At 62.1% G+C, this 20808-nt stretch carries 20 protein-coding genes; 18 read left to right on the top strand and 2 right to left on the bottom strand.

The window, feature by feature from the left end:
- Positions 1-8 precede the first annotated feature (8 nt).
- The 15 genes from LGQ03_RS15200 (at position 9) to LGQ03_RS15130 (ending at position 18867) form a co-directional block, all read left to right on the top strand.
- A complete protein-coding gene (locus LGQ03_RS15200) occupies positions 9-1922 on the top strand; it encodes an ATPase, T2SS/T4P/T4SS family (RefSeq protein ID WP_090159681.1) in 1914 nt (637 codons plus the stop codon).
- The gene (locus LGQ03_RS15195; protein WP_226749075.1) at positions 1915-2811 is read left to right on the top strand and encodes a type II secretion system F family protein; all 897 of its coding nucleotides are present in this window, start codon (positions 1915-1917) and stop codon (positions 2809-2811) included. The genes LGQ03_RS15200 and LGQ03_RS15195 overlap by 8 nt, the downstream gene beginning before the upstream one ends.
- The gene (locus LGQ03_RS15190) at positions 2808-3680 is read left to right on the top strand and encodes a type II secretion system F family protein (protein WP_056039457.1); all 873 of its coding nucleotides are present in this window, start codon (positions 2808-2810) and stop codon (positions 3678-3680) included. The genes LGQ03_RS15195 and LGQ03_RS15190 overlap by 4 nt, the downstream gene beginning before the upstream one ends.
- A complete protein-coding gene (locus LGQ03_RS15185; RefSeq protein ID WP_226749074.1) occupies positions 3677-6802 on the top strand; it encodes a hypothetical protein in 3126 nt (1041 codons plus the stop codon). The genes LGQ03_RS15190 and LGQ03_RS15185 overlap by 4 nt, the downstream gene beginning before the upstream one ends.
- Before the next feature lie 40 nt (positions 6803-6842).
- On the top strand, positions 6843-7634 hold the full coding sequence (locus LGQ03_RS15180; protein ID WP_226749073.1) for a hypothetical protein: 792 nt from the start codon (positions 6843-6845) through the stop codon (positions 7632-7634).
- 10 nt (positions 7635-7644) lie between these two features.
- The gene (locus LGQ03_RS15175; RefSeq protein WP_226749072.1) at positions 7645-10977 is read left to right on the top strand and encodes a hypothetical protein; all 3333 of its coding nucleotides are present in this window, start codon (positions 7645-7647) and stop codon (positions 10975-10977) included.
- A gap of 14 nt (positions 10978-10991) precedes the next feature.
- Positions 10992-11606, top strand: a complete 615-nt coding sequence (locus tag LGQ03_RS15170; RefSeq protein WP_226749071.1) for a hypothetical protein — start codon at positions 10992-10994, stop codon at positions 11604-11606.
- Positions 11603-12094: a prepilin peptidase gene (locus LGQ03_RS15165; protein ID WP_226749070.1), complete on the top strand. Its 492-nt coding sequence runs from the start codon at positions 11603-11605 to the stop codon at positions 12092-12094. Before LGQ03_RS15170 ends, LGQ03_RS15165 begins: the two co-directional genes overlap by 4 nt.
- Before the next feature lie 253 nt (positions 12095-12347).
- Positions 12348-15029 carry a beta strand repeat-containing protein gene (locus LGQ03_RS15160; RefSeq protein ID WP_226749069.1) on the top strand — a complete coding sequence of 894 codons (2682 nt, stop codon included), beginning with the start codon at positions 12348-12350 and terminating at the stop codon, positions 15027-15029.
- 305 nt (positions 15030-15334) lie between these two features.
- On the top strand, positions 15335-16177 hold the full coding sequence (rplB, locus tag LGQ03_RS15155; protein ID WP_056039008.1) for a 50S ribosomal protein L2: 843 nt from the start codon (positions 15335-15337) through the stop codon (positions 16175-16177).
- A 1-nt stretch (position 16178) separates the two neighbouring features.
- Entirely contained in the window at positions 16179-16457 is a 279-nt protein-coding gene (gene rpsS / locus LGQ03_RS15150) for a 30S ribosomal protein S19 (protein WP_024088539.1), read from the top strand.
- Positions 16458-16460: 3 nt separating this feature from the next.
- Positions 16461-16841 carry a 50S ribosomal protein L22 gene (rplV, locus tag LGQ03_RS15145; protein WP_056039005.1) on the top strand — a complete coding sequence of 127 codons (381 nt, stop codon included), beginning with the start codon at positions 16461-16463 and terminating at the stop codon, positions 16839-16841.
- Complete coding sequence (gene rpsC, locus LGQ03_RS15140) at positions 16841-17557, top strand: 30S ribosomal protein S3 (RefSeq protein ID WP_056039002.1); 717 nt, start codon at positions 16841-16843, stop codon at positions 17555-17557. Before rplV ends, rpsC begins: the two co-directional genes overlap by 1 nt.
- A 12-nt stretch (positions 17558-17569) precedes the next feature.
- Positions 17570-17983 carry a 50S ribosomal protein L16 gene (rplP, locus tag LGQ03_RS15135; RefSeq protein ID WP_056038998.1) on the top strand — a complete coding sequence of 138 codons (414 nt, stop codon included), beginning with the start codon at positions 17570-17572 and terminating at the stop codon, positions 17981-17983.
- A 260-nt stretch (positions 17984-18243) separates the two neighbouring features.
- Complete coding sequence (locus LGQ03_RS15130) at positions 18244-18867, top strand: TIGR02466 family protein (protein ID WP_226749068.1); 624 nt, start codon at positions 18244-18246, stop codon at positions 18865-18867.
- 7 nt (positions 18868-18874) lie between these two features.
- Here the strand turns inward: LGQ03_RS15130 and LGQ03_RS15125 are convergent, their stop codons facing one another.
- Both LGQ03_RS15125 and LGQ03_RS15120 read right to left on the bottom strand, forming a co-directional pair.
- Positions 18875-19243: a hypothetical protein gene (locus LGQ03_RS15125; RefSeq protein WP_226749067.1), complete on the bottom strand. Its 369-nt coding sequence runs from the start codon at positions 19241-19243 to the stop codon at positions 18875-18877.
- Complete coding sequence (locus LGQ03_RS15120; RefSeq protein WP_226749066.1) at positions 19240-19731, bottom strand: hypothetical protein; 492 nt, start codon at positions 19729-19731, stop codon at positions 19240-19242. Before LGQ03_RS15120 ends, LGQ03_RS15125 begins: the two co-directional genes overlap by 4 nt.
- A gap of 178 nt (positions 19732-19909) precedes the next feature.
- Here LGQ03_RS15120 and rpmC point away from each other — a divergent pair, with 178 nt between their 5' ends.
- The 3 genes from rpmC to rplN all read left to right on the top strand — a co-directional run bounded on the left by rpmC (position 19910) and on the right by rplN (position 20806).
- Complete coding sequence (gene rpmC, locus LGQ03_RS15115; protein WP_056038989.1) at positions 19910-20119, top strand: 50S ribosomal protein L29; 210 nt, start codon at positions 19910-19912, stop codon at positions 20117-20119.
- Between the two features lie 4 nt (positions 20120-20123).
- A complete protein-coding gene (rpsQ, locus tag LGQ03_RS15110) occupies positions 20124-20354 on the top strand; it encodes a 30S ribosomal protein S17 (RefSeq protein ID WP_056038985.1) in 231 nt (76 codons plus the stop codon).
- A gap of 83 nt (positions 20355-20437) precedes the next feature.
- Positions 20438-20806 (top strand): 50S ribosomal protein L14, encoded by a 369-nt coding sequence (rplN, locus tag LGQ03_RS15105; protein ID WP_056038981.1) that lies wholly within the window; start codon positions 20438-20440, stop codon positions 20804-20806.
- Positions 20807-20808: the final 2 nt, after the last annotated feature.

Raw genomic sequence — 20808 nt, 5'->3', positions numbered from 1 at the left:
GTCTAGACATGGAACTGGTCCTCGAGGTTCGGCACGGCAAGAAACCACTCGTGCGTCACCCTCTGGGCCGTGCCACTTATGTTCTGGGCTCTGGTGAAAATAGCGAACTCGGCGCGCCGATCACGATCCATTCCGACCGGGTAAAACCCAACCACGCTGTTCTCGAATACACCTCGCTGGGGTGGTATCTGACGCCCCGCCAGACGGGCGTGCGGCTTGATACGGTCAACATCCTGCCGGTCAACGAACGGCGCAAGATCAGCAGCGATGCGGCATTCGCCATTGCCGACGTCAGTTTTCAGCTGGTGTCGCCCACCGGTGCCAATCGGCAGGACGATGCCGCGGTCACCACGCCAAAGGCCGTGTTTGACGAACTGGTGTCGGATATCCAGCAGCGCACAAGCCGCGACACCGAACGCCGCGCCTCGACCGGCGAAATGGAACGCGACGATCCGTTCTACCGTCAGAAAATCCTGCCCTTCATCGAAGGACACCTGCGCACCGCCCTGTCACAAGTGTCGCAGGATCTGTTCGAAAACTATGCGCACGAAACCCTGCGCCGCGAGTTGGTGTTGCGCTTGCTGGGGCATCCGGGGTTGCTGCGCAAGGCGCTGGGCGCTGAAATCACCGAAGGCGATCGCACGGGCGTCGACCGGCTGGCCAAGGAACTGCTGGATGACATGGGGATCGATACCGCCCCGAACCGCCGCCCGCAGAAACTGGACATTCTGTCGAAACAATTCGCCAAGGTCTTTTCGCGCCGCATGATGACCTTCAGCCGCGCGCTACTGGACAAGATCGTTGCCGAAAGCGTGCGTTTCTCGGTCGTGGCGGCGATGGACGGCGTCGGCCCTCTCGAGGCGCTGATGGCGATCGAGGACATCAACGAGGTCATGGTCGTGGGCTATGACAAGGTGTTCGTCGAAATTGACGGCAAACTCGTGCTGTCCGGTCTGGCCTTTCGGTCGCCGGGCGAGGCGCTGACCACAGCCCAGAAAATCGCGACCCGGTCAAATACCAGCGTCGAAAAACAGCACCCCTATCGCGACGCCCGTCTGCCCGACGGCAGCCGCGTCAATATCGTCATCGACCCGATCGCGCTGTCGGGCACCACCATCACGATCCGCAAATTCCGCCCCAAGGCGCCGAACCTGTTGTTCCTGCGCCGTAAGGAAAGCCTGTCCAGCGCCATGGCAAGCTTTCTCAAGGGGTGCGTGGTCTCGAAAAAGAACATCCTCGTCGCGGGTGGCACCGGCACCGGCAAGACGACGATCGTGAACTACCTCGCATCCATGATCCCGCCTGACGAACGCATCGTCACGGTCGAGGATACCGCCGAACTCAAGATTTCGGAAAAGGACGGTGGCCGTCTGCCCCATGTCGTCACCATGCAGGGCGTCGCCCCGACCGGCGACAGCAAGGGCCATTCGATCCGTGATCTGGTGCACAATGCGCTGCGGATGCGGCCCGACCGCATCATCGTCGGTGAATGCCGCGGCGGCGAGGCGTTCGATATGTTGCAGGCCATGAACACGGGCCACGAAGGGTCGATGACGACGCTTCACGCCAACGATCCGACCGAAACCGTGGCACGTCTGGAAAACCTCGTGCTTAGCGCAGGTGAGGGTCTGCCCCTCGAGGCGATCCGCTATCAGGTGGCCGCCGCCATTGATTTCATCGTGCAATTGCACCGCTACGCCGACGGTCGCAAAAAGATTTCTGCCATCGCCGAGGTCGGTGCCGTAGATCCCGTCACGGGCCGGATCGAGGTGAACCCGATCTTTGAAACCTATTACAATCCCGTGCGCCCCGATCTTGGGACGCGGTTTACCTTTGCCGGGCGTACACCCGTGGCAATCCGCGAAATCATCGACGGCGGGTTCAACCCCCGCCGCCTGAAATTCGGAAACCGGAATGTTTGAACAAAACGCCCCAGTGATCCTTGCCCTCGGGCTTGCCGTCGGCATCGCAATGGCCGTGATCGGCCTGTTCCTGTTGCTGCGCCCCTGGCTCGAGGGCATGTTCGCGCAGATTATCACATCTTATGACAACCGCTTTGTGTTTGTACTGCAATGGCGCCCGCTGACGGTGAACATGCTGTGGGTCATTCTGGCGTTCATCTGCATTGTCGCACTCTTGATGGGGTTGCTGTTCGGCCGGTCCAGCGGCTGGCCCTTTGGCATCGTCGCGGCCATCGTCACCGGGTTCATCATGGTGCTGGTGCCGCTTGCCGTGGCCACCCCGGCGTTCGAGCTGTCCCGTCGCAAGCGGGGCAGGGACATCGACAATGGCCTGCCCGGTCTGCTGCAACAGCTGTCTGCAAACCTCGCCAACAACAAGAACGTGGGCCTCGCCCTCGAGGAGGTGTCGCGCACGGCACCGCCGCCGCTGGACTATGAACTGCGCCTGCTGGCGCAAAAGGAACGCGATCTGGGGTCCCTGCCGATGGCGCTGGACGACGCGGCGGAACGGGTCAATTCGGACTGGTTCGCCGTGACGGCAGCGGTGCTGAAAACCACCAACGAACGCGCCAGTTCCGAATCCGAGGTGTTGCAGAACCTCAGCCGCGTCTTTGCCCAGCAGCGTGCCATGCGTGATCGGATCGACACCGCGACACGGCAGGGCGAGACATCGATGCGGATCATGTTGGTGGTGCCCTTTCTGGTGGTGGCCATCGCCCCCTTTGCCCTGCCAGAGGCGACATGGGACACTGCCGATATGGGCATCCTCTGGACCGTCGTGACATTCGGCATCCTGCTTGCGTTTACCGCGATCGGGCTGGCCTGGTATTTCAAGGCGCAAGACATATGACCCCTGCCGTGATGATCCCGCTGATTTCGGCCCTTGGCCTGATGCTCGTCGGTATCGGCGTCGTGGGCCAGGTCTGGAATCCCGCGCGCAAGTATCTGACGATCTACCGCGACGTCGCCCCGTCCTATGGCCCGGTGCAGGCCATGGTGATTGCCGGGGCAGGGGGCCAGATGCGGGCCGACATGGATGCCTCGCTGGATGCCAGTCTCAGCAGCGAACCCCATCGCCTGCTGGGGGTGACGGAACAATCCTACAAATCATCCATGCTGGTGAACGGCGTCATTCTGGGTGCCATCGTGGCCGTACTGTCATGGCCGACGCTGGGCCTGATCGGTGCGCTGATCGCGGGGATCTGCTTTAGCGTGCTGGGGTCGGTCCTGTTGCAATGGACCCTGGTCGACAGCCTGAAACAGGCGCATGTGAAACAGGCCCGTCAGTTCCCGTTCTTTCTGGATATCTTCTTGCTGACGGTGCAATCGGGCGGCGGTCTGGACGACGCCATCGCCATGTATCTCAAGGTATTTGGCCGCGACCCGCTGGGCCGCGAACTGAACATCCTGGCCGAGACATTCCGCGCCTCAAACGAAGAAGAAAGCTTTTTGCGCCTGTCCGCCCGCGTCGGCGACCCCGAGCTGAAAAAGGCGATTGGCGAACTGGCGCAAAAGCTGCGCAGCGGTGTCGAAATGGCCGCCACGCTCGAGGCGCAGCGCAACGACCTGCGCGCCATGCGCGAGGAACACGCCGCCAAGATTGCGGAGGCGCTGAATGCCAAGTTCATGATCTGCGTGGTGCTGGCGGCGGCCTCGGTGTTCCTGATTATCCTGTCCCTGCCGGTTGCGACCCTGATGGGCAGCAACGTGGTCTTTTGATCCGCCTGGTAACCATAGGGGCGTTTTGCGTCGGCCTGTCGCTGCCCGCGCTCGCCGTGGCGCAACAGTCGGACGTTCCGCTGTCGGCGCTTGCGCTGGTTTTTGACGAAAACGGCATGACATCTGACGCGATACCCAATGCCGATGTGGCCATCGACGGGTTCGTGTCCACCGCGATCGAATGGGGCATCCCGCGCGACCGCCGTCGGTTCCTGTTGAACCCGGCCCAGACGACGGTCGAGGATGCGCTGATCGCACTGGCCGAAACCGCAGCCCCCGACGAACGGGTGCTGGTCTATATCCACGGTGCGGCCTTCAGCCTGGTGGGTGCCGATGATGTGCGCATCCTGACGGCGGGCACGCGGTTCGACGGCCAGCTTGCCGCGCGGCTGGCGCTGCGCCGCCTTGAACGTGGCAGCCTGCCTGTCGCCCGGATGCAAGAGGACCTCTTGGCCTTTGGGTTTGACCAGGCGCAGGTTATCGTGGCGGCCTGCGCCACTGACCCCGTCGAAGCGGATTTGCGCGCGGCCCTCGATGACCAGATCGCAGAGGTGTCCTGCCCGGATACCATTACCCATGACGGCATCGTCTTTGCCGATCCGGTCATGATGGATTTCGGCATCTGGGAAACCCTTGCCGCGCGCGACCCGGCTAATCTGTTCGATGATGCGGACACGCTGCCTGCCCTGTTCCGCCAAGCCGGCGACCCGGTGTCCGATACCCCGCCAGCGCCTACGGCAGAGGATCCCCCCGCAACCACCGACATCGCGGATGAACCGGACACAACCCCGCCACCCGCGCCAGAGGAGGCGCTAGCTGCCAATGACGCCCCCGCCCAGACGGATCCCGAACCGGTCGTAGCAGCGGAACTTGCGCCGGAGGCAGTGCCTGAACCCGCGCCGGAGGCAACGCCTGAACCTGCCCCGGAGCCAGAGACCGCTGAACCGGCACCTTTGCCGGTGATTGCCGGCGTACGTGAAACCGACGGCGATGCGTGGCGCGTGGTCTGGGCCGGGCTTCAGGATGCGCCAGATTGTCAGGGGCTCGTCGATTTTCAGGTGCAGTTTCCGCAGACGCCCGTCAGCCTGATGTTCCTGCCCGGCATGATCACCCAGCATTGTCCGGATGGTCCTGTGCCGCCGACGCCGGGATTGACCGCTGCCCCGCAAACGGCCCCAGAACCAGAATCCGCCTCGGACGACCCGGCCACGGTGACCGCAGACACCGTTGTCGCCACCGATGAACCCGCCCCCAGCGACGTGCTGCCCGTCGCGGAACGTGCCGCAGAAGCCTGGCAGGTTGCCTGGGACGCGCTTCAGGGGACGACCGATTGCACCGGCTACCGCGTGTTCATGCGCGACCATGCCGATAGCCTGATGGCCCTGCTTGGCGCACCGGGTGCAATCGCGCGCTACTGCACGGACGAGGATCTTGCGATCCCGCTGCCGCCCCGTTCCGCCCTGCCCGACGCGCCGCCCGCCGAAGACCCCGCGGTGGCGCTGCTGCCGCCAGAGCCCGAGGCAACGGATGCCGCTGATGATGCGGCTGCACCCACGGTCACCGACCTGCGCGATGATCTGCGTGCCATCAGTCTGATCATTGACAGTTTCGACGCGCCATCCCTGCCTGACCGCAGCTTTGACGCGGGTCGCAGGGCTTTTGATCGTTTCGTCGCGCAAATGGGGGGCGATCCAGCCGCCATTACCACGGCTGTGGATACTGCCGATTTTGCGCAGGTCCTGCAGACCGATCCGGATGCCGCACCGGTGACCGAGGTGCTGGTCTATCTCGCAGGACAGATGGCCGTGACCGCCGGCGACAACCGGCTGTGGATGCTGCCTGCGGATTTCGATTTCGACACGCCGCAGCGCCGTGCGCTGCCGCCGGGGGATTTCCGCGACACCGCCTTTGACGTGACAGCAGCCCTTTCGGACCTGTCCGAGGCGACGGGCGCACGGGTCCTGGCCATGATCGAGGATTGCCGCCCGCCTGCGAAACCCGACGTTCCCGGGAACATCGACCTGTGGCCCTATATTGCTGATGACAGCGGCTGTGCGCGGGTGTCGGGTGCTGCGAATGTCATCGTGTTCAACGGTCAGGATCAGAGCCTACCTGATACCGAGACAGGCGCGATGCTCGACGTTCTGACCGGGATCGTTCAGGACGCACCGGACCTGTCGTTGCGCTTTGTGCGGGACAGGGTGATGGTGGCACTTCCCGATATCGGCAACCGTGCGGTCGCGGATGATCTCGACTTGCTGGCCGTAGCCAGCGATGCAACCGGCGTGCTGGACAGCTGCCTGCGCCCGGTGGCCGATGGCGACACCGTGACCTGTGTCGATTTCGAGGGGCAGCCGGTCACATCACCGATCCTCGCGGCACTGTCCGCGCCGCGCCCCGAGACGGCACCACCCGCGCCCCCCGCCGACCCGGAGTCCGTTCTGTCACCGCGCGACATCGCCTATGCCGCGGCCGAGGGGGCGGACACCTGTGCGGGTTGGGATGGATTTTTGCTGGCCTATCCCGACCTTGCCGAACAGGGTGACGCGGTGGCGCGCCGTGATCGGGCCTGCCTGCTGGCGCGCGCCCGTGCGGCATCCGACCTGTGCACGGTGTCCGAGGACGAAGAGCTGACCCTGACACGGGACGGGACACGGGCGCTACAGGATGCTCTGCTTGAAAACGCCTGCTGGCCGGGCGTTATCGATGGTCTGTGGGGCCAACGCACGGCGACGGCGCTGGATCAATTCGTGACCGAGGCGCTGGGCGGTGCGACGCTGGCGGGCTGGGCCGGCGACGGCAGACCCGGCTGCACCACGCTATTTGCATTGCAGGATTTCGACAGCGATGCAGGGGCTTGCACATTGACCTGCCCCGCTGGTTTCGAGATCAGCGGCGATACCTGTGCGCCCGTGCAGGTCGCGGCCCCGCCGCCCGCACCGCGTCCGGCTGCGCCGACACCTTCTGCACCGCGCCCTGCCGCCGCTGCCCCGCGGGCCCAACCCGCACCCGCACCCGCACCTGCCCCAGTTGCCCGTCAACCCGCCCCGGCACCTGCACCCGCGCCCGCACAGCCCTGCGTCGGTTTCAATTGCCCCGGGGCCGGAGTCGGGACATTCTGATGCGACACACCGCCGCCAGCCGGAACTGTATAGGTCACTTATGCCAAGAAACCTGATTTTGACCGTCGAACACGGGACCGCCAGCACGGGGCGCAAGCTGACCTTGTCTGATGGTCGCCCCAGCATCGGTGGCCGCGGGTCCGGTGCCACGCACGAACTGGTCGATGTGCCTGCCGGTCTGGTTTATCTGCAATTCGAACGCAGCGAGGATGACTGGTTCGTCGAAGAGGTGACCAACGGTGCCGCACGATTGAACGACGGCCCGCTGCGCCGCACGAACAAGCTGGCGGCGGGCAACGTGCTGACCCTTCCGCGCAGCGATCAGACGGGCGCTGTGCAGCTGAGCGTGCGGTTCAAGTCGGAACGCGCCGGTTTCACCATGCCGACCGCGCGTGAATTCATGGACGGTCCCTATTTTTACGGTCTGGCACTGGTCTGCATGATGATCGCCGGCCTGCTGTTCCTGGCGATTCAGGATCAACCCGGCGCCGGCGGCGAGGGGCTGACACCCGCCATCATCGAAGAAGAGGTCATCGCCCTGCTGCGCGACGAAACAGGAGAGGTCGCGCGCGACCTGCCGGGTGGCCAGCCGCGCACCTTGCAAGAGGCGCGACTGGCTCTGCGCGGCGCACCCGATGCCGAAACCCGCGACCGTATCGCTGCCGATTATGCCAGCGAGGTGATCGTACTGATGAGCGAGGCGCGCCGTCTGGAGCGGATGCGCCTCTATGACGAGGCGCGGGCGGCCTATTCACAGGTTGTCACGCGTGTGGGCGATCTGGACGCCCGTGTCTCGCAAACTGCCCTTCAGGCGCTGAACCGCCTCAACTAGGACGATAGATATGACCCACCACGCGCTCTTGGATCGGATCGAGCAGCACTACCGTTTCGACCGGAACACCTTTGAAACCTATGGTTCCAGCAACGTGCACCGCGGTGTGGACAAGAACAACGAACGTCACGAGGTCACGATCTACGTCCCCGAACCCGAGGTGATGAAGGACGCCAAGGCGCGGTCCGAACTGTTCGAACAGTTCCAGCGCTACAACAGCTCGCATCACCCCGCGACCCTGCCTGTGCCTTACGATATCGTCGAGATCGCCCCGAAAAAGGGCAAGGACGGCATGGCACTGGTGCTGAAACGCGCGACCGTCGGCGGCTTTTTCGGGATCGAACGCGACGGCGGCGGGCGGTCATGGTTCGAGGGAACCAATATCCCCTACGCCCAGCGACAGGGGGCTGCAGTTGCGTTTCTCGACGGTGTGAACGCGCTGGAAAACATGGACCTGCGCCTGCCCGAATTCGGCGTGTCGACCACGCAGGTGGTTCCCGACGGGAACGGTGTCAAACTGCTGATTGATCTGGTTTATTTTCCCGGCACATCGCCGCTGGGACGCAACACCCCGCACGAGCCGGCCTTTACGGCGCCTGAACGGGTGGCAAACGGCAGCGCGCAGCCGGCATCGGGGCCGGACCGCGTTTATTCACTGGCGGCCCTGTTGATCTATTTCCTGGCCGGTCCGGTCGGTTTCGCCAAGGTGTTCAGCGCGCCAGAGGTCACGACCAAGGACGATGTGCTGCCGATGCTCCAGAACATCGATTTCTGGGTCAACCGGGCCGAGCGCAAGGTCGGGATCGACGACACCGCCCTGCGCGCGGCGACCGACAACGAAATGTCGCTCGACCTTGCGGCGCTGTTCGCGCGCGCCACGTCGCCGGTGCCCGATGACCGATTTGGCACCGTCGATCTGTTCATCTCGGCGCTGCGCAACACGCTGAACGTGTCGACCGCGCCGGTGGTGGGTGCTGGCCTTGGCGCGGCGGGCATGGGCACCGGAATGCCACCCAAGAAATCGAAATTCGGGATGCTGACAGCCGCTGCGATCGGGTCCGTCCTGTTGGTCGGATCCGGCGGACTTTGGTACGTGGACAAGCTTGAAAAGGACCGCATTGCGGCCGAACGCGCCGCGGCCATGAACGAGGCCGCCGAGGTCTGCGGTCAGATGGCCGCGACGTTCGAGACATTGGGCGAAACGGGTTTTGCCACCACGGCGGATTGGGATGCATTGGTCGCGGACCGCACCGCATTGCCGCCGCCCGACACCACCGACAACATCAGGGCCGCCGTGCGGGATTGTCCCCAGATCAACGCGCGTGCGACGGCGCTGGCAGGTGACTACATGGCCGGACTGCAGACAGCGCTTGAGGATGAAATCGCGTTTGCCGCCGAAAATCCGGCGATGGCGGGTGCCCCTGCGTTGAACGACGCCCGCGCCGTTGCCGAACTGGGTGACGCCGCAGACCTGCCTATCGCGGAACGCGAGGCAGGCATCATCACAGCGACGGACGCATTGATCGCGGCCCATATGGCCACCCTTCAGGATCGGGCGACCGCCCTCGCTGCCTTGCGCGACGAGGTCGCAGGCATCTGGTCACTGCCCGCAGATGCAAATGACACGGGTCCTGCGTTCGATGCGCTGGGCGCGGCCGCAGCACAGGACACATCCGCCCCGGCGCTGCGCACCCTGTCCGAGGCGCAAGCCGCCGGTGAATCCGCCCTGATGTCGGGGCTGACCCGCGATCTGGGGGCACAGCGGCAGGATCTGCTTGATGAAATCGCCGATCTGCGGGCCAGCCTGGGCGAAAGCGCGCAGTGGTCCGCACTCGAGGCTGACATCGCCGACCTGCCAAACCAGCCGCAGGCCCTGACGTCCGAGGCTGTTCAGGCCGTCTATGCTGCCGTGGCGCAATTGCAGGGCGCCGTGGGTGAGGCCGGCGGTCAGGGTGCGCAGGCGTTGTCGGAAATCGCGGAACTGCGCGACACGATTGCCACGCTTGCCGATGGGGCAGGGCAGGCGGGTTATGATGATGTGGACGAATGGCAGACCGCGACGGCTGCGATGTCCGAACTGCCGGTCAACCCCGACGCCTTGCCGCGCTGGGCAGACCTGACCACCCAATTGTCGACGCTGGATGCCGAACTGGCGGCGGAATGGCAGGCGGGGCGCGCGCAATGCGACAGCTTTGCCGCCGAATATGCCGAACAGGCCGCGCTGCTGACCACCTGGGACGAGGCGCAGGCGCTGGACACCGCGCGCACCGCTGCCGCGCAGGTAACGGACGGAGAGGCCGACCGAGAGGCCTTTGCCGCCTGTGCCGCAGGGCTGCCGCAACTGACGGCTGCCACGATCCGGGCCCAAGGGAAATCCGTCCTGAATGACGCAGCGGAGGCCTATGCCGCTGCCGAAGAGGTCGCCGGGCTGACCGAGATCCCCGGCAATTTCGATCTGGCCGAACGTGCAGCCGAACTGGCCGCGACCGCCGTGCCGGAAACCGCCGATGCACTGGCTGACCTGCGTGACCGCGCCGCCGACCTGACGGCCGAAATCGCGGCCCGGACCACGGCACTGGAACGTGCGCAGGCGCAGCGCCAGACGCTTGCGTCCGAAAACGAGGCGCTGACCGCCGGTATTGCGGAAACCGGGCTGGGCACGCACCCGGCCTATGTCGAGGCCGTCGCGGGGTTCGGTGACCCCGATGCCGTGGATATCCTGTCCGGCAACAGCATGTTGGCCGAACAGAACGCGACCCTGCGCAAACTGGTGTCCGACTTTGACGCCGGTGCGCTGCTCAACTGCACCTTTGAGGGGTACGACATGGCGGCGCTTGTCGTCCGGTCCGAAGACCTGGCCGCGCTGCCGGCGGCATATGCGCCGCAAGAAGGCAGTCTTGATGCGCTTGCCGGACAGCACTGCGTCGGCATGGCCCCTGTGACCCTGGCCGAGGTGCAGGCCTGGGGCGACGGTCTGCAACCGAACCAGGCAGCGGTCCTGACCGAAATCGCGGCAACCACCCAGGCCGAGACATCGGAAACCGCGACCAACATCAGCGGATTTCTTGCGTTGTCCTACGCCCGGCATTTGTCCGAACAAAGCGGCGAGGCCGTCTGCCTGGTGCCTGCGCCACTGGTCGCGCTGATCAGTCAGGCTGACCCCGCATCCGCAGGTGTCGAAATGACCGGAACAGCCTGTGGCGAATCCTCGGTTGCGCGGCCGTTCTACGCGGGCGTCGATACTGCTGCCCCACTCGAGGCACCGACCTGTCTGGATGGTCAAAGCCGCCTGCCAGAGGTCGGCTTTCGTCTCGCCTTTGGCGCGATTTGCGCGGGGGAATGACCGCCTGGGCGTGCATGACACGCCGGTGGCGTGCGGTTGCTGCGACATGCGTCATCTGGGTGACCGCATGTCCTGCGGTTGCGCAATCCGCGACCGATCTATCGGTGCGTGACCAGTTTCAGCAGGCCTTTGCCGCGCTGTCGCAAGGCGATAGTGTCACAGCGCAACAAGGTTACACCAACCTGATGCGCACGCAGGAGTTGGGGGCCGATCTGTTGGACGCGGCCCAGCGGGGACTGATTGCAGCACAGCTGATGCAGCTGGACCGCCTGGTCACGGACAACGGGCCGCAGGATGCGGCTGTCGCAGCACTGGTGAACGAAATCCTGATCCAGATGGCGATGCCTGACAGTGCCCTGACTGCGCCGCAGCGGCGGGCGATCGCGGCGCGCCTGCCAGGCGTTGCAGATGCGCCAATGATCGCACGCTACCGGGTCCGCGTCGTGGTGGCCTCTGTCCGCGCGCTGCCGTCCTCTGCACAGGATTCGGCGCGTGTGGGCCGCGCACCCGAGGGGGCGGTGCTGGATGTGGTGGCGATCGTGCCGGGCCGTGAGCCGGGATACGATTGGGCGCGACTGGCTGGCGGGCAGGGCTATGTCCGCATTGATTTGCTGGTGCCGCTGGAATGATCGGCCTGCCGGACCCGACGTTGTTGTCGCTTGGCCTCGCCTTGGCGGTGGCCCTGATTTCCACATGGATCATCTGGACGGATATTTCGGCCCGCAGGATCAGCAATGCGGCTGTCGCGGTGCTGGCGGCGGTCTGGTTGATTGCAGCGCTGTTCCTGTTGCCTTGGTTCGAGGTGCTGCGTGGCCTCGGTCTGGCGATCGCCGTGTTTGTGGTCGGGGTGCTGATCTATCAAAAGGCGCGGATCGGCGGTGGCGATATCAAGCTCTTGTGCGTCACGCTGGCGCTGGTGCCGTCTGCACAATTCTGGAACGCGGTCTGGGTGTTCTACGGGCTGCTGGTGTTGCACGTGGTCATCAGTTTGATCGTCAGCGGAATCGCGCTGAAATCAATCCGCAAATCCTGGCAGAACGTACGACAATATCCCTTGGGCGTGCCGTTGGCCGGCGTTTTGCTAGTTGGCGCGTTGCGTTATCTGGCATCTGCCTAAAACATAGGCCATTGCGAACAATCGTTTCAAATCGGTGCAATTGCGCACCTGCTAAGGGATTTACGGCAATATTGTGGCCGTTGCCCTTGACTCCGGTCCTTACGTAAACTCCTAAATACAATAGAAAGTGATCGTGACCTTGCGTAATCGGCAAATTTTCGCCCCCGCAGGTTCGCAACACGGGACACACCCGATCGGCCACAGGTCGACGCTGAACAAAATTTTTAGACGCATTCGCTGCATTGAGGGCATCATGACTGACAACTCCAACCTCCGCCAAACCGGTATCCGTCAAAAATCCTTGGCTGGCCATTGCCGTCTGGGCCGCGCGACTGCCCTCGTACTGACGTTTGCGACAGGCGCGGTGGTGACGCTGGGTGTATCCCACGCCGACGCGCAGACGCTGACATGGGATATCGTGTCCGGTGACGGCGCTACGGTCACCTCGGGTGACGGCACTTGGGATGATGAGCGGACGGTCGAAAACTGGAACGACGGCACGGGCAGTGTCGGGTTCCGCCCCTTCGATGACGTTGTCATCCGTGATTCCAATGCGGCCCCGGGTTTTACGATCACAGTCGATGATCAGGGTGGGGATGGTATCGTGCGCGCGGGCGACGTTTTCGTGCGGGCAGCGGACGTGACGATCACCGGGCCAAGCCAACTCGCGCTTGAGGCGCTGCGGGTCGCTCCGGGTGCGTTTGTTGTTCTCGACGGTATCGAAATTGCCGGTACGCTGAACCTGTCTGGCAGCGGTCTGATCGACTTGGGTGATGTCTCTGTGACTGGTAATCTGGCATCCGCGGGTCAGGATGTGTTTCAGTTCGGTGATGTCGATGTGTCTGGGGTGACGCAGATCAGGGGTGACTACCTAATCGACGGTGGGGCAACGCTCACGACGCGCGGCGTCAACGTTTCCAACAACGCGCTGTTTGTCGCCAGTGGTGACATCATCGGAACGGTGACGTCCTTTGGCCGTACATTCATTGCGGGCGATGTGGATGGCGCCGTGAACGTGCGTGACGGACAAACGGTGTTTGACGGCGATTCCACAGTCGCGGGCGTGCGGGTCTTCATGGATACCATGACGGTCGCCGACGGGGCGACATTGACGACGATTGGCGGCGCGCGCGTTTCTGACGGTGGTCGCGGCATCATCGACGGCACGATGGTGTCGGACCTGCAGAACATTGGTGACCTGAACGTGTCCGGAACGCTTGACGGTGATGTCGAAAACACCGGCCTGATCAAACTGTCGGGCGTAATCGACGGTGATATCTTCAACAGCGGGGAAATCCGGGTCGAGGGTGGGTCGGCAGGTTTGCTGGGTGATATCGATAACCGTGGTCCTGGTCGGATTGATATCCGTGACGGCGCAGTCGTCGCAGGTGGTTCAATCAACAACGTGTACGGTAACCTGTCGATCGCAGGCACCTACAACGGTGACGTGATGAACGCGCGGACCGTGCAGCTGGACGGTGGCACGATCGGCGGGGACTACACATCCGCCAATCTGGGGTCCAGCAATTCGGCCGTTCTGGCGGCATCCGGTCAGACCCGGATCGGTGGCGACGTGAACGGTGCGGGCATCATCGACATGCGCGGCCGTGGCACAACGGACAACATCACCATCGGTGGCGCGATCACGGGCAGCAACACGTTCAATCTGGACGTGAACACATCGGCAGCTGCACCCAACGTCGACACCATCACGCTCGAAAGCCCGGGCGACGTATCGGCGGTGCAGACGTTGAATTTCGTCAACGCAGGCACCGGGCTTCAGACTGACCCTGTCGATGTCGTCATCGGCGACGGCGGCACGGTTGATCCCGACGATTTCGAGGTTGGGCTCCAGGCGCTGCCGGGTGGGACGACCGTGACCGCGCTGACGCAGAACGGCGACAACCTGGCCTATACGGTCTCGGTGACACCTGCTGTTGGCGGTGTGATCGGTGGCGTCGCAGCAACAAATGCTCTGATCGGTTCGATCGTGAACCGCCCGGCGTCGGCCTTTGTGACGCAAAGCGCGACACAGGCCGCTGACACCTGCGGTCGCGGGCTTTGGGCACGTGCGATTTCGGGCGAGGCAGATGGAACTGTCACCACCACAGATTCGCTGGGCCAGACCGATAACGACGTGAACATCACCTATGGTGGTGTGACCTTGGGACGTGACGTGGCCTGCGTGCAGGGCGGCCCTGGCGGATTTGATCTGGTCATGGGTGGTCAGGTGTCTGCCGTGACCGGTCAGTCCAGCGTGCCGGTGGATGCGATCGGCTCCGTCGCCGCGTCGACAACCGCGACCGATTTCGACCAGTTGTCGTTCGGTGCCTATGTCGCCGCGACCAAGGGGTCGCTGCTGATCGACGGCCAGTTGACCGGAACACGGACCAACAGCGAAATCTCGAACTCGGCCGTTAGCCTGAACGACAGTGAGTTCAGCGTCAGCGGCCTGGGTGTTTCGCTTGCGGCGCGTTATTTCTACGCACTGCCGCAGGAAGGCTGGGCGATCATTCCCAGCGCCGGTGTGTCGGTCGAGCGCATGCAGTTCTCGAACCTTGGCTTTGGCGATGGCAGCACGCTGTCGCTGGACGATCACACCCGCACGCTGGCCTATGTTGGCGGGACAGTTCAGAAAACCATCAACTCGCCTTCGGGTGACTCGCAGCAGCGGTTCCGTGGTACGGTCTCCTTGTTCGACGACCTGTCCGACGATCAGGTGGGCACCTTTACCCTCGCAAACGGTGGCGGCACGGAAACACTGTCGACCGGCAACCTGGGTAGCTTTACCGAGGCCAGCTTTGGCTACACGTTCTCGCAGCTGTTCAACGATGGTCCGGTCGATCAGATCGACCAGCAGATCCGCATCGACGGCCGGTTTGGCGACAATGTGGACAGCTACGGCATCACCGCAGAGGTGCGTTTCCACTTCTGATCTCGGGCCGGTCTGATCCGGCAGCATTGAAACAAGGGCATCCCGCGCAATCGGGGTGCCCTTTGCTTTGGCCACGGGGTGTGGGGCAGGCAGCGGCAGTTCGACTCTGTCCAAGCACGGCCTTGTGGAAACGCTGTCGGCAATGAGCAATGGACTTGCCACCCCGGCGCCCCCCTGCTATCAGCCGCCAACTGACCGGCCTCGGATTCGTTCCGGGGCCGTTTGGTTTATTCTTTGGCACCTACGGGGGCCTTCACATCAGGGTCCGCGTCAGTGGACCCGCCAAGCAAACGGAAGAAGCTAACATGGCACTCAAGTCGTATAAGCCGACGACGCCGGGCCAGCGTGGGCTGGTGCTGATCGACCGTTCGGAGCTTTGGAAAGGACGTCCCGTCAAATCCCTCACCGAGGGTCTGACGAAATCGGGCGGCCGGAACAACACCGGACGGATCACGTCGCGTCGTATTGGTGGGGGCGCAAAGCGTCTGTACCGCATCGTCGATTTCAAGCGTAACAAGCTGGACATGTCCGCTGTTATCGTGCGGATCGAATATGACCCGAACCGCACCGCATTCATCGCGCTGATCCAGTACGAAGACGGCACTCAGAATTACATCCTCGCACCGCAGCGTGTGTCCATCGGCGACAAGGTGATCGCGTCCGCAAAGGCCGACATCAAGCCGGGCAACGCCATGCCGTTCTCGGGCATGCCGATCGGTACGATCGTTCACAACATCGAGCTGAAGGCAGGCAAGGGCGGTCAGATCGCACGTTCCGCCGGCACTTACGCCCAGTTCGTCGGTCGTGACGGTGGTTACGCTCAGATCCGTTTGTCCTCGGGCGAACTGCGTCTGGTGCGTCAGGAATGCATGGCCACCATCGGTGCCGTGTCGAACCCCGACAACTCCAACCAGAACTTTGGTAAGGCCGGTCGCACCCGCCACAAGGGCAAGCGTCCTTCGGTCCGCGGTGTCGCGATGAACCCGATCGATCACCCGCACGGCGGTGGTGAAGGTCGGACCTCCGGTGGTCGTCACCCCGTGACACCCTGGGGCAAGCCCACCAAAGGCGCCAAGACCCGTAACCGGAAGAAGGCTTCCAGCAGCCTGATCATCCGTACGCGTCACCAAAAGAAGAAAGGCCGCTAATATGGCTCGTTCCGTCTGGAAAGGCCCGTTCGTCGACGCTTATGTGCTGAAAAAAGCCGAAGCTGCGCGCGAAAGCGGTCGTAACGAAGTGATCAAGATCTGGTCGCGTCGCTCCACCATCCTGCCTCAGTTCGTTGGTCTCACCTTTGGTGTGTACAACGGCAAGAAGCATATCCCCGTCAACGTCAGCGAAGACATGATCGGTCAGAAGTTCGGTGAATATTCCCCGACGCGGACCTATTACGGTCACGCCGCCGACAAAAAAGCGAAGCGGAAGTAAGTCATGAGCAAGGATAAGAATCCCCGCCGCGTGGCCGACAACGAAGCCCGCGCAAAACTGCGCATGCTGCGTACCTCGCCGCAGAAACTGAACCTCGTCGCAGAGCTGATCCGTGGCAAGAAAGTCGAGCGGGCATTGACCGACCTGACTTTCAGCAAGAAGCGCATCGCAGCTGACGTGAAGAAGTGCCTGCAGTCGGCCATCGCCAACGCAGAGAACAACCACAACCTGGACGTCGATGAACTGATCGTCGCCGAGGCCTATGTGGGCAAAAACCTGTTGATGAAGCGCGGACGCCCCCGGGCCCGTGGCCGTTTCGGCAAGATCGTCAAGCCGTTCTCTGAAATCACCATTCTGGTGCGCCAAGTTGAGGAGCAAGCGTAATGGGTAACAAAGTTAATCCTATCGGCATGCGTCTTCAGGTGAACCGCACGTGGGACAGCCGCTGGTTTGCAAACACCAAGGACTATGGTGATCTGCTGCTGGAAGACCTGGCCATCAAGGCGTTCATCCGCAAGGAATGTGCACAATCCGGCGTCAGCCGCGTGATCATCGAGCGTCCGCACCGCAAGTGCCGCGTCACGATCCACGCAGCCCGTCCCGGCGTCATCATCGGCAAGAAAGGTGCAGACATCGAAGGTCTGCGTCAGAAGCTGGCGAAACTGACGGCGTCCGAACTGCACCTGAACATCGTCGAAGTCCGCAAGCCCGAATTGGACGCAGCCCTGGTTGCCGAAAACATCGGTCAGCAGCTGGAACGCCGTGTGTCCTTCCGTCGCGCGATGAAGCGTGCGGTGCAGAACACCATGCGCATGGGTGGCCTGGGCATCCGGGTGAACCTCGCTGGTCGTCTGGGTGGTGCCGAAATCGCACGGACCGAATGGTATCGCGAGGGCCGCGTGCCCCTGCACACCCTGCGGGCCGACATCGATTACGCGCTGTACGAGGCAATGACCCCCTATGGTATCATCGGGATCAAGGTCTGGATCTTCAAAGGCGAGATCATGGAACATGATCCGCAGGCGCACGATCGCAAACATGCCGAGCTTCAGGAAGGCGCTGTTCCGCGCGGTCCTGGTGGCCCGCGTCGCGACCGGTAAGGAGTAGAACCAATGCTACAACCGAAACGCACAAAATTCCGCAAGATGCACAAGGGCCGCATCAAGGGTGAAGCAAAGGGTGGGTTTGACCTGAACTTTGGCACCTTTGGCCTGAAGGCACTGGAGCCCGAGCGGATCACCGCACGCCAGATCGAAGCGGCACGTCGTGCCATGACGCGTCACATGAAGCGTCAGGGCCGCGTCTGGATCCGGATTTTCCCGGATCTGCCCGTGACCTCCAAGCCGGTCGAAGTCCGGATGGGTAAAGGTAAGGGTTCCGTCGATTTCTGGGCAGCCAAGGTGAAGCCTGGCCGCGTGATGTTCGAGATCGACGGCGTCGACGAAGTCACCGCACGCGAGGCCCTGCGCCTGGCCGCGATGAAGCTGCCGATCAAGACCCGCACCGTGGTCCGCGAAGACTGGTAAACCCGGTCGTTCGTTAATGATAGAAGGCCCCTGCCGAAAGGTGGGGGCCTTTTGCGTTTGGATTGCCAATTGGCAATCGGGGTGAATGGCGCGGGCGATCAACGGCTTGTCCTGGATGGCATAAAGCGTTCACCCCTGCGTGCGGTCCAGACACGTTTTCGCCGAAAACGAGTCCACCCGGCCCGCCAGAGGTGCCAGAATTTTCGCGAAAATTCTGACGCCCCGTGGCGCAGGTCCGGCAATGGGGGTAGATGTGGCGCATGACCCAGATCAGATCCCTCTTTGTGACCCGCCTGTACCAAGCGCCCCTGTCCGCGCATGGCAAACCCATTGACCCCGAAGAATTGGAGGCGACATGCCTGTCCATCGCAGAGGATGACGAGGCGGGGCAGGACTGGTGCGAGGAAAACAGCTTTCCCGGCTATACGTCCTATGCCTCGCTGACGGACCTGCCGTGGCGCATGCCGATCTTCAAGACGCTGAAAAAGGCGTTGGACAAGCATGTGAAGGCATTCGCCAAGGACCTGTCGTTCGATCTGGGCGATAAGAAGCTGAAGCTCGAAGACCTCTGGATCAACATCCTGCCAGAGGGCGGCATCCACACAGCCCACATCCACCCACATTCGGTGATTTCCGGCACGACCTATGTCGCGATGCCGTCCGGCACATCCGCGATCAAGTTCGAGGACCCGCGCCTGCCCATGATGATGGCCGCCCCCGGCCGCACCAAGGACGCGGACGAGGCGCTACGCCAGTTCATCTATGTGGCACCCGAGGTCGGTGACGTGCTGCTGTGGGAAAGCTGGCTAAGGCATGAAGTGCCGATGAACATGGCGGAAGAGGATCGTGTGAGCGTGAGTTTTAATTATGGATGGGGCAATTAAAGGTGATCTATTTGACGAGGTCGCTAGCTAATTTGAAGTCCCAGTTAGGAGCGTAAAGCAAAAGCGCACCCCGATTGGCTGTATTCCAGACTGGCCGATCTGAGCCAATGTAATAGAAATGAGCTTTCTTTCCAGATTTAAGAACTTTCTCACCGGGGTCGCCACTTTTTGTGTAAACAACCACTAAGTCGCCTTCGAGCAACTCTTTATAGGGAAGCCAGCACGTTACAGCAATGTCGGTATTCGGTGTATCACCCAAGCTTCCAGTCTGACAAATGAGATAGTCACCGATGTCAGTGTCAGCCTTGACGCGTAGGGTGAGGCGCTCCTTTTGAATATCTCCTGCAGCCAAAATGGACCTGATTTCTAGTTTCATGATTTTATAGCCTTAGCTGCAACGCCGCAGATTAGAAGAATTACACCCAGAGACAGTATGATCCAAACGAGGCCGCTATCTGTTGAAGCTGGGAGGATAAGGGGTTCTGCAACCACATCGACACTACGGCTAGTAGAAGAATCTGAAAGAAGATTGCCGCCGGCTAGACCTATTAGAATTGATCCGGTTGCAACCGCTCCGGTACTCAATATTTCAACTGCCCTCTTTGTATTCAATCGCTCTTCAAGGACTGCTACCTTAATGTTCGTGCTGTGAGATTCTGCAATAATTTTTCGTGCGTCGCCTAGTTCGCCTCGGAGGTCTTCCAGCTCATCCGCTAAAAACTTTGCGACAATGGGGTTGCTGAGATCGCTCTCTTTAATCTCCAAGCCCACGTTCGACATTGCTCGACGTTTTCCCTTCCCGGATGGAGCAGATGCTGCGCCTTCGGCGCTTGGCTCAGTGCTCTCATCATCTGGGTCAGACATCCTGTTTTCTCATTCGCTAGTTTCCAGCTTGCTACCAGTATACATAAATCAGTCAGCTAGCATCGCCAACTCCCCTTGCCAACTGGCCGCATCCCTTCTATGAGGCCCCTTCATCACGAACTCCACTGGATGCAGGGTGACCCGAAAGGGCCCTCCAGTGATGTTGAAAGGATACGGCATGAAAGCCAACGAACTGCGTGACAAGACGCCCGACCAACTGCGGGAAGAGCTTGTAAACCTTAAGAAAGAATCGTTCAACCTGCGGTTCCAGCAGGCCACCGGCCAGATGGAAAACACCGCTGCGATCCGCGCTGCACGTCGCAACGCGGCCCGCGTCAAAACGATTCTCAACCAGAAAGCCGCTGACGCGGCCAATTCGGAGGCCTGAGCCCATGCCAAAGCGTATTTTGTCCGGGGTCGTCACCTCCAACCAGAACGAACAGACCGTCACCGTGTCGGTCGAGCGTCGCTTCAAGCACCCGCTGCTGCACAAGACAGTGCGTAAGTCCAAGAAGTACCGCGCCCACGACGAGAACAACACGTTCAACGTCGGCGACCAGGTCCGCATTCAGGAATGCGCGCCGAAGTCGAAAACCAAACGCTGGGAAGTGATCGCGTCCTAATCGGCGCCCACCCCCAATTCAACGAAACCCTGGGGCCCCGGTCGGAAATCGGGCATACCCCATAGGTCGAAAAAGGACATCACATGATCCAGATGCAGACCAACCTGGATGTTGCTGACAACAGCGGCGCACGCCGTGTGCAGTGCATCAAGGTTCTCGGCGGTTCGCACCGTCGTTACGCATCGGTCGGCGATATCATCGTCGTATCGGTGAAAGAGGCCATTCCCCGCGGCCGCGTGAAAAAAGGCGACGTGCGCAAAGCAGTCGTCGTGCGCACCGCCAAGGAAGTCTTCCGTGAAGACGGAACCGCGATCCGTTTCGATCGCAACGCGGCTGTCATCCTCAACAACAACAACGAGCCGGTCGGCACCCGTATCTTTGGGCCGGTCGTGCGTGAGCTTCGTGCAAAGAACTTCATGAAGATCATCTCTCTCGCTCCGGAGGTGCTGTAACC

The organism is Loktanella gaetbuli (assembly GCF_020531945.1).
Taxonomy (GTDB): domain Bacteria; phylum Pseudomonadota; class Alphaproteobacteria; order Rhodobacterales; family Rhodobacteraceae; genus Loktanella; species Loktanella gaetbuli.
The sequence above is the reverse complement of the archived record's forward strand: the minus strand, read 5'-3'. Positions and strand labels throughout refer to the sequence as shown.

Bases quoted from the DNA above. Each gene is read 5' to 3' on its own strand.
- LGQ03_RS15200 (WP_090159681.1), top strand. From the start codon at position 9: ATGGAACTGGTCCTCGAGGTTCGGCACGGCAAGAAACCACTCGTGCGT.
- LGQ03_RS15195 (WP_226749075.1), top strand. From the start codon at position 1,915: ATGTTTGAACAAAACGCCCCAGTGATCCTTGCCCTCGGGCTTGCCGTC.
- LGQ03_RS15190 (WP_056039457.1), top strand. From the start codon at position 2,808: ATGACCCCTGCCGTGATGATCCCGCTGATTTCGGCCCTTGGCCTGATG.
- LGQ03_RS15180 (WP_226749073.1), top strand. From the start codon at position 6,843: ATGCCAAGAAACCTGATTTTGACCGTCGAACACGGGACCGCCAGCACG.
- LGQ03_RS15175 (WP_226749072.1), top strand. From the start codon at position 7,645: ATGACCCACCACGCGCTCTTGGATCGGATCGAGCAGCACTACCGTTTC.
- LGQ03_RS15170 (WP_226749071.1), top strand. From the start codon at position 10,992: ATGACACGCCGGTGGCGTGCGGTTGCTGCGACATGCGTCATCTGGGTG.
- LGQ03_RS15165 (WP_226749070.1), top strand. From the start codon at position 11,603: ATGATCGGCCTGCCGGACCCGACGTTGTTGTCGCTTGGCCTCGCCTTG.
- LGQ03_RS15160 (WP_226749069.1), top strand. From the start codon at position 12,348: ATGACTGACAACTCCAACCTCCGCCAAACCGGTATCCGTCAAAAATCC.
- rplB (WP_056039008.1), top strand. From the start codon at position 15,335: ATGGCACTCAAGTCGTATAAGCCGACGACGCCGGGCCAGCGTGGGCTG.
- rpsS (WP_024088539.1), top strand. From the start codon at position 16,179: ATGGCTCGTTCCGTCTGGAAAGGCCCGTTCGTCGACGCTTATGTGCTG.
- rplV (WP_056039005.1), top strand. From the start codon at position 16,461: ATGAGCAAGGATAAGAATCCCCGCCGCGTGGCCGACAACGAAGCCCGC.
- rpsC (WP_056039002.1), top strand. From the start codon at position 16,841: ATGGGTAACAAAGTTAATCCTATCGGCATGCGTCTTCAGGTGAACCGC.
- rplP (WP_056038998.1), top strand. From the start codon at position 17,570: ATGCTACAACCGAAACGCACAAAATTCCGCAAGATGCACAAGGGCCGC.
- LGQ03_RS15130 (WP_226749068.1), top strand. From the start codon at position 18,244: ATGACCCAGATCAGATCCCTCTTTGTGACCCGCCTGTACCAAGCGCCC.
- LGQ03_RS15125 (WP_226749067.1), bottom strand. From the start codon at position 19,243: ATGAAACTAGAAATCAGGTCCATTTTGGCTGCAGGAGATATTCAAAAG.
- LGQ03_RS15120 (WP_226749066.1), bottom strand. From the start codon at position 19,731: ATGTCTGACCCAGATGATGAGAGCACTGAGCCAAGCGCCGAAGGCGCA.
- rpmC (WP_056038989.1), top strand. From the start codon at position 19,910: ATGAAAGCCAACGAACTGCGTGACAAGACGCCCGACCAACTGCGGGAA.
- rpsQ (WP_056038985.1), top strand. From the start codon at position 20,124: ATGCCAAAGCGTATTTTGTCCGGGGTCGTCACCTCCAACCAGAACGAA.
- rplN (WP_056038981.1), top strand. From the start codon at position 20,438: ATGATCCAGATGCAGACCAACCTGGATGTTGCTGACAACAGCGGCGCA.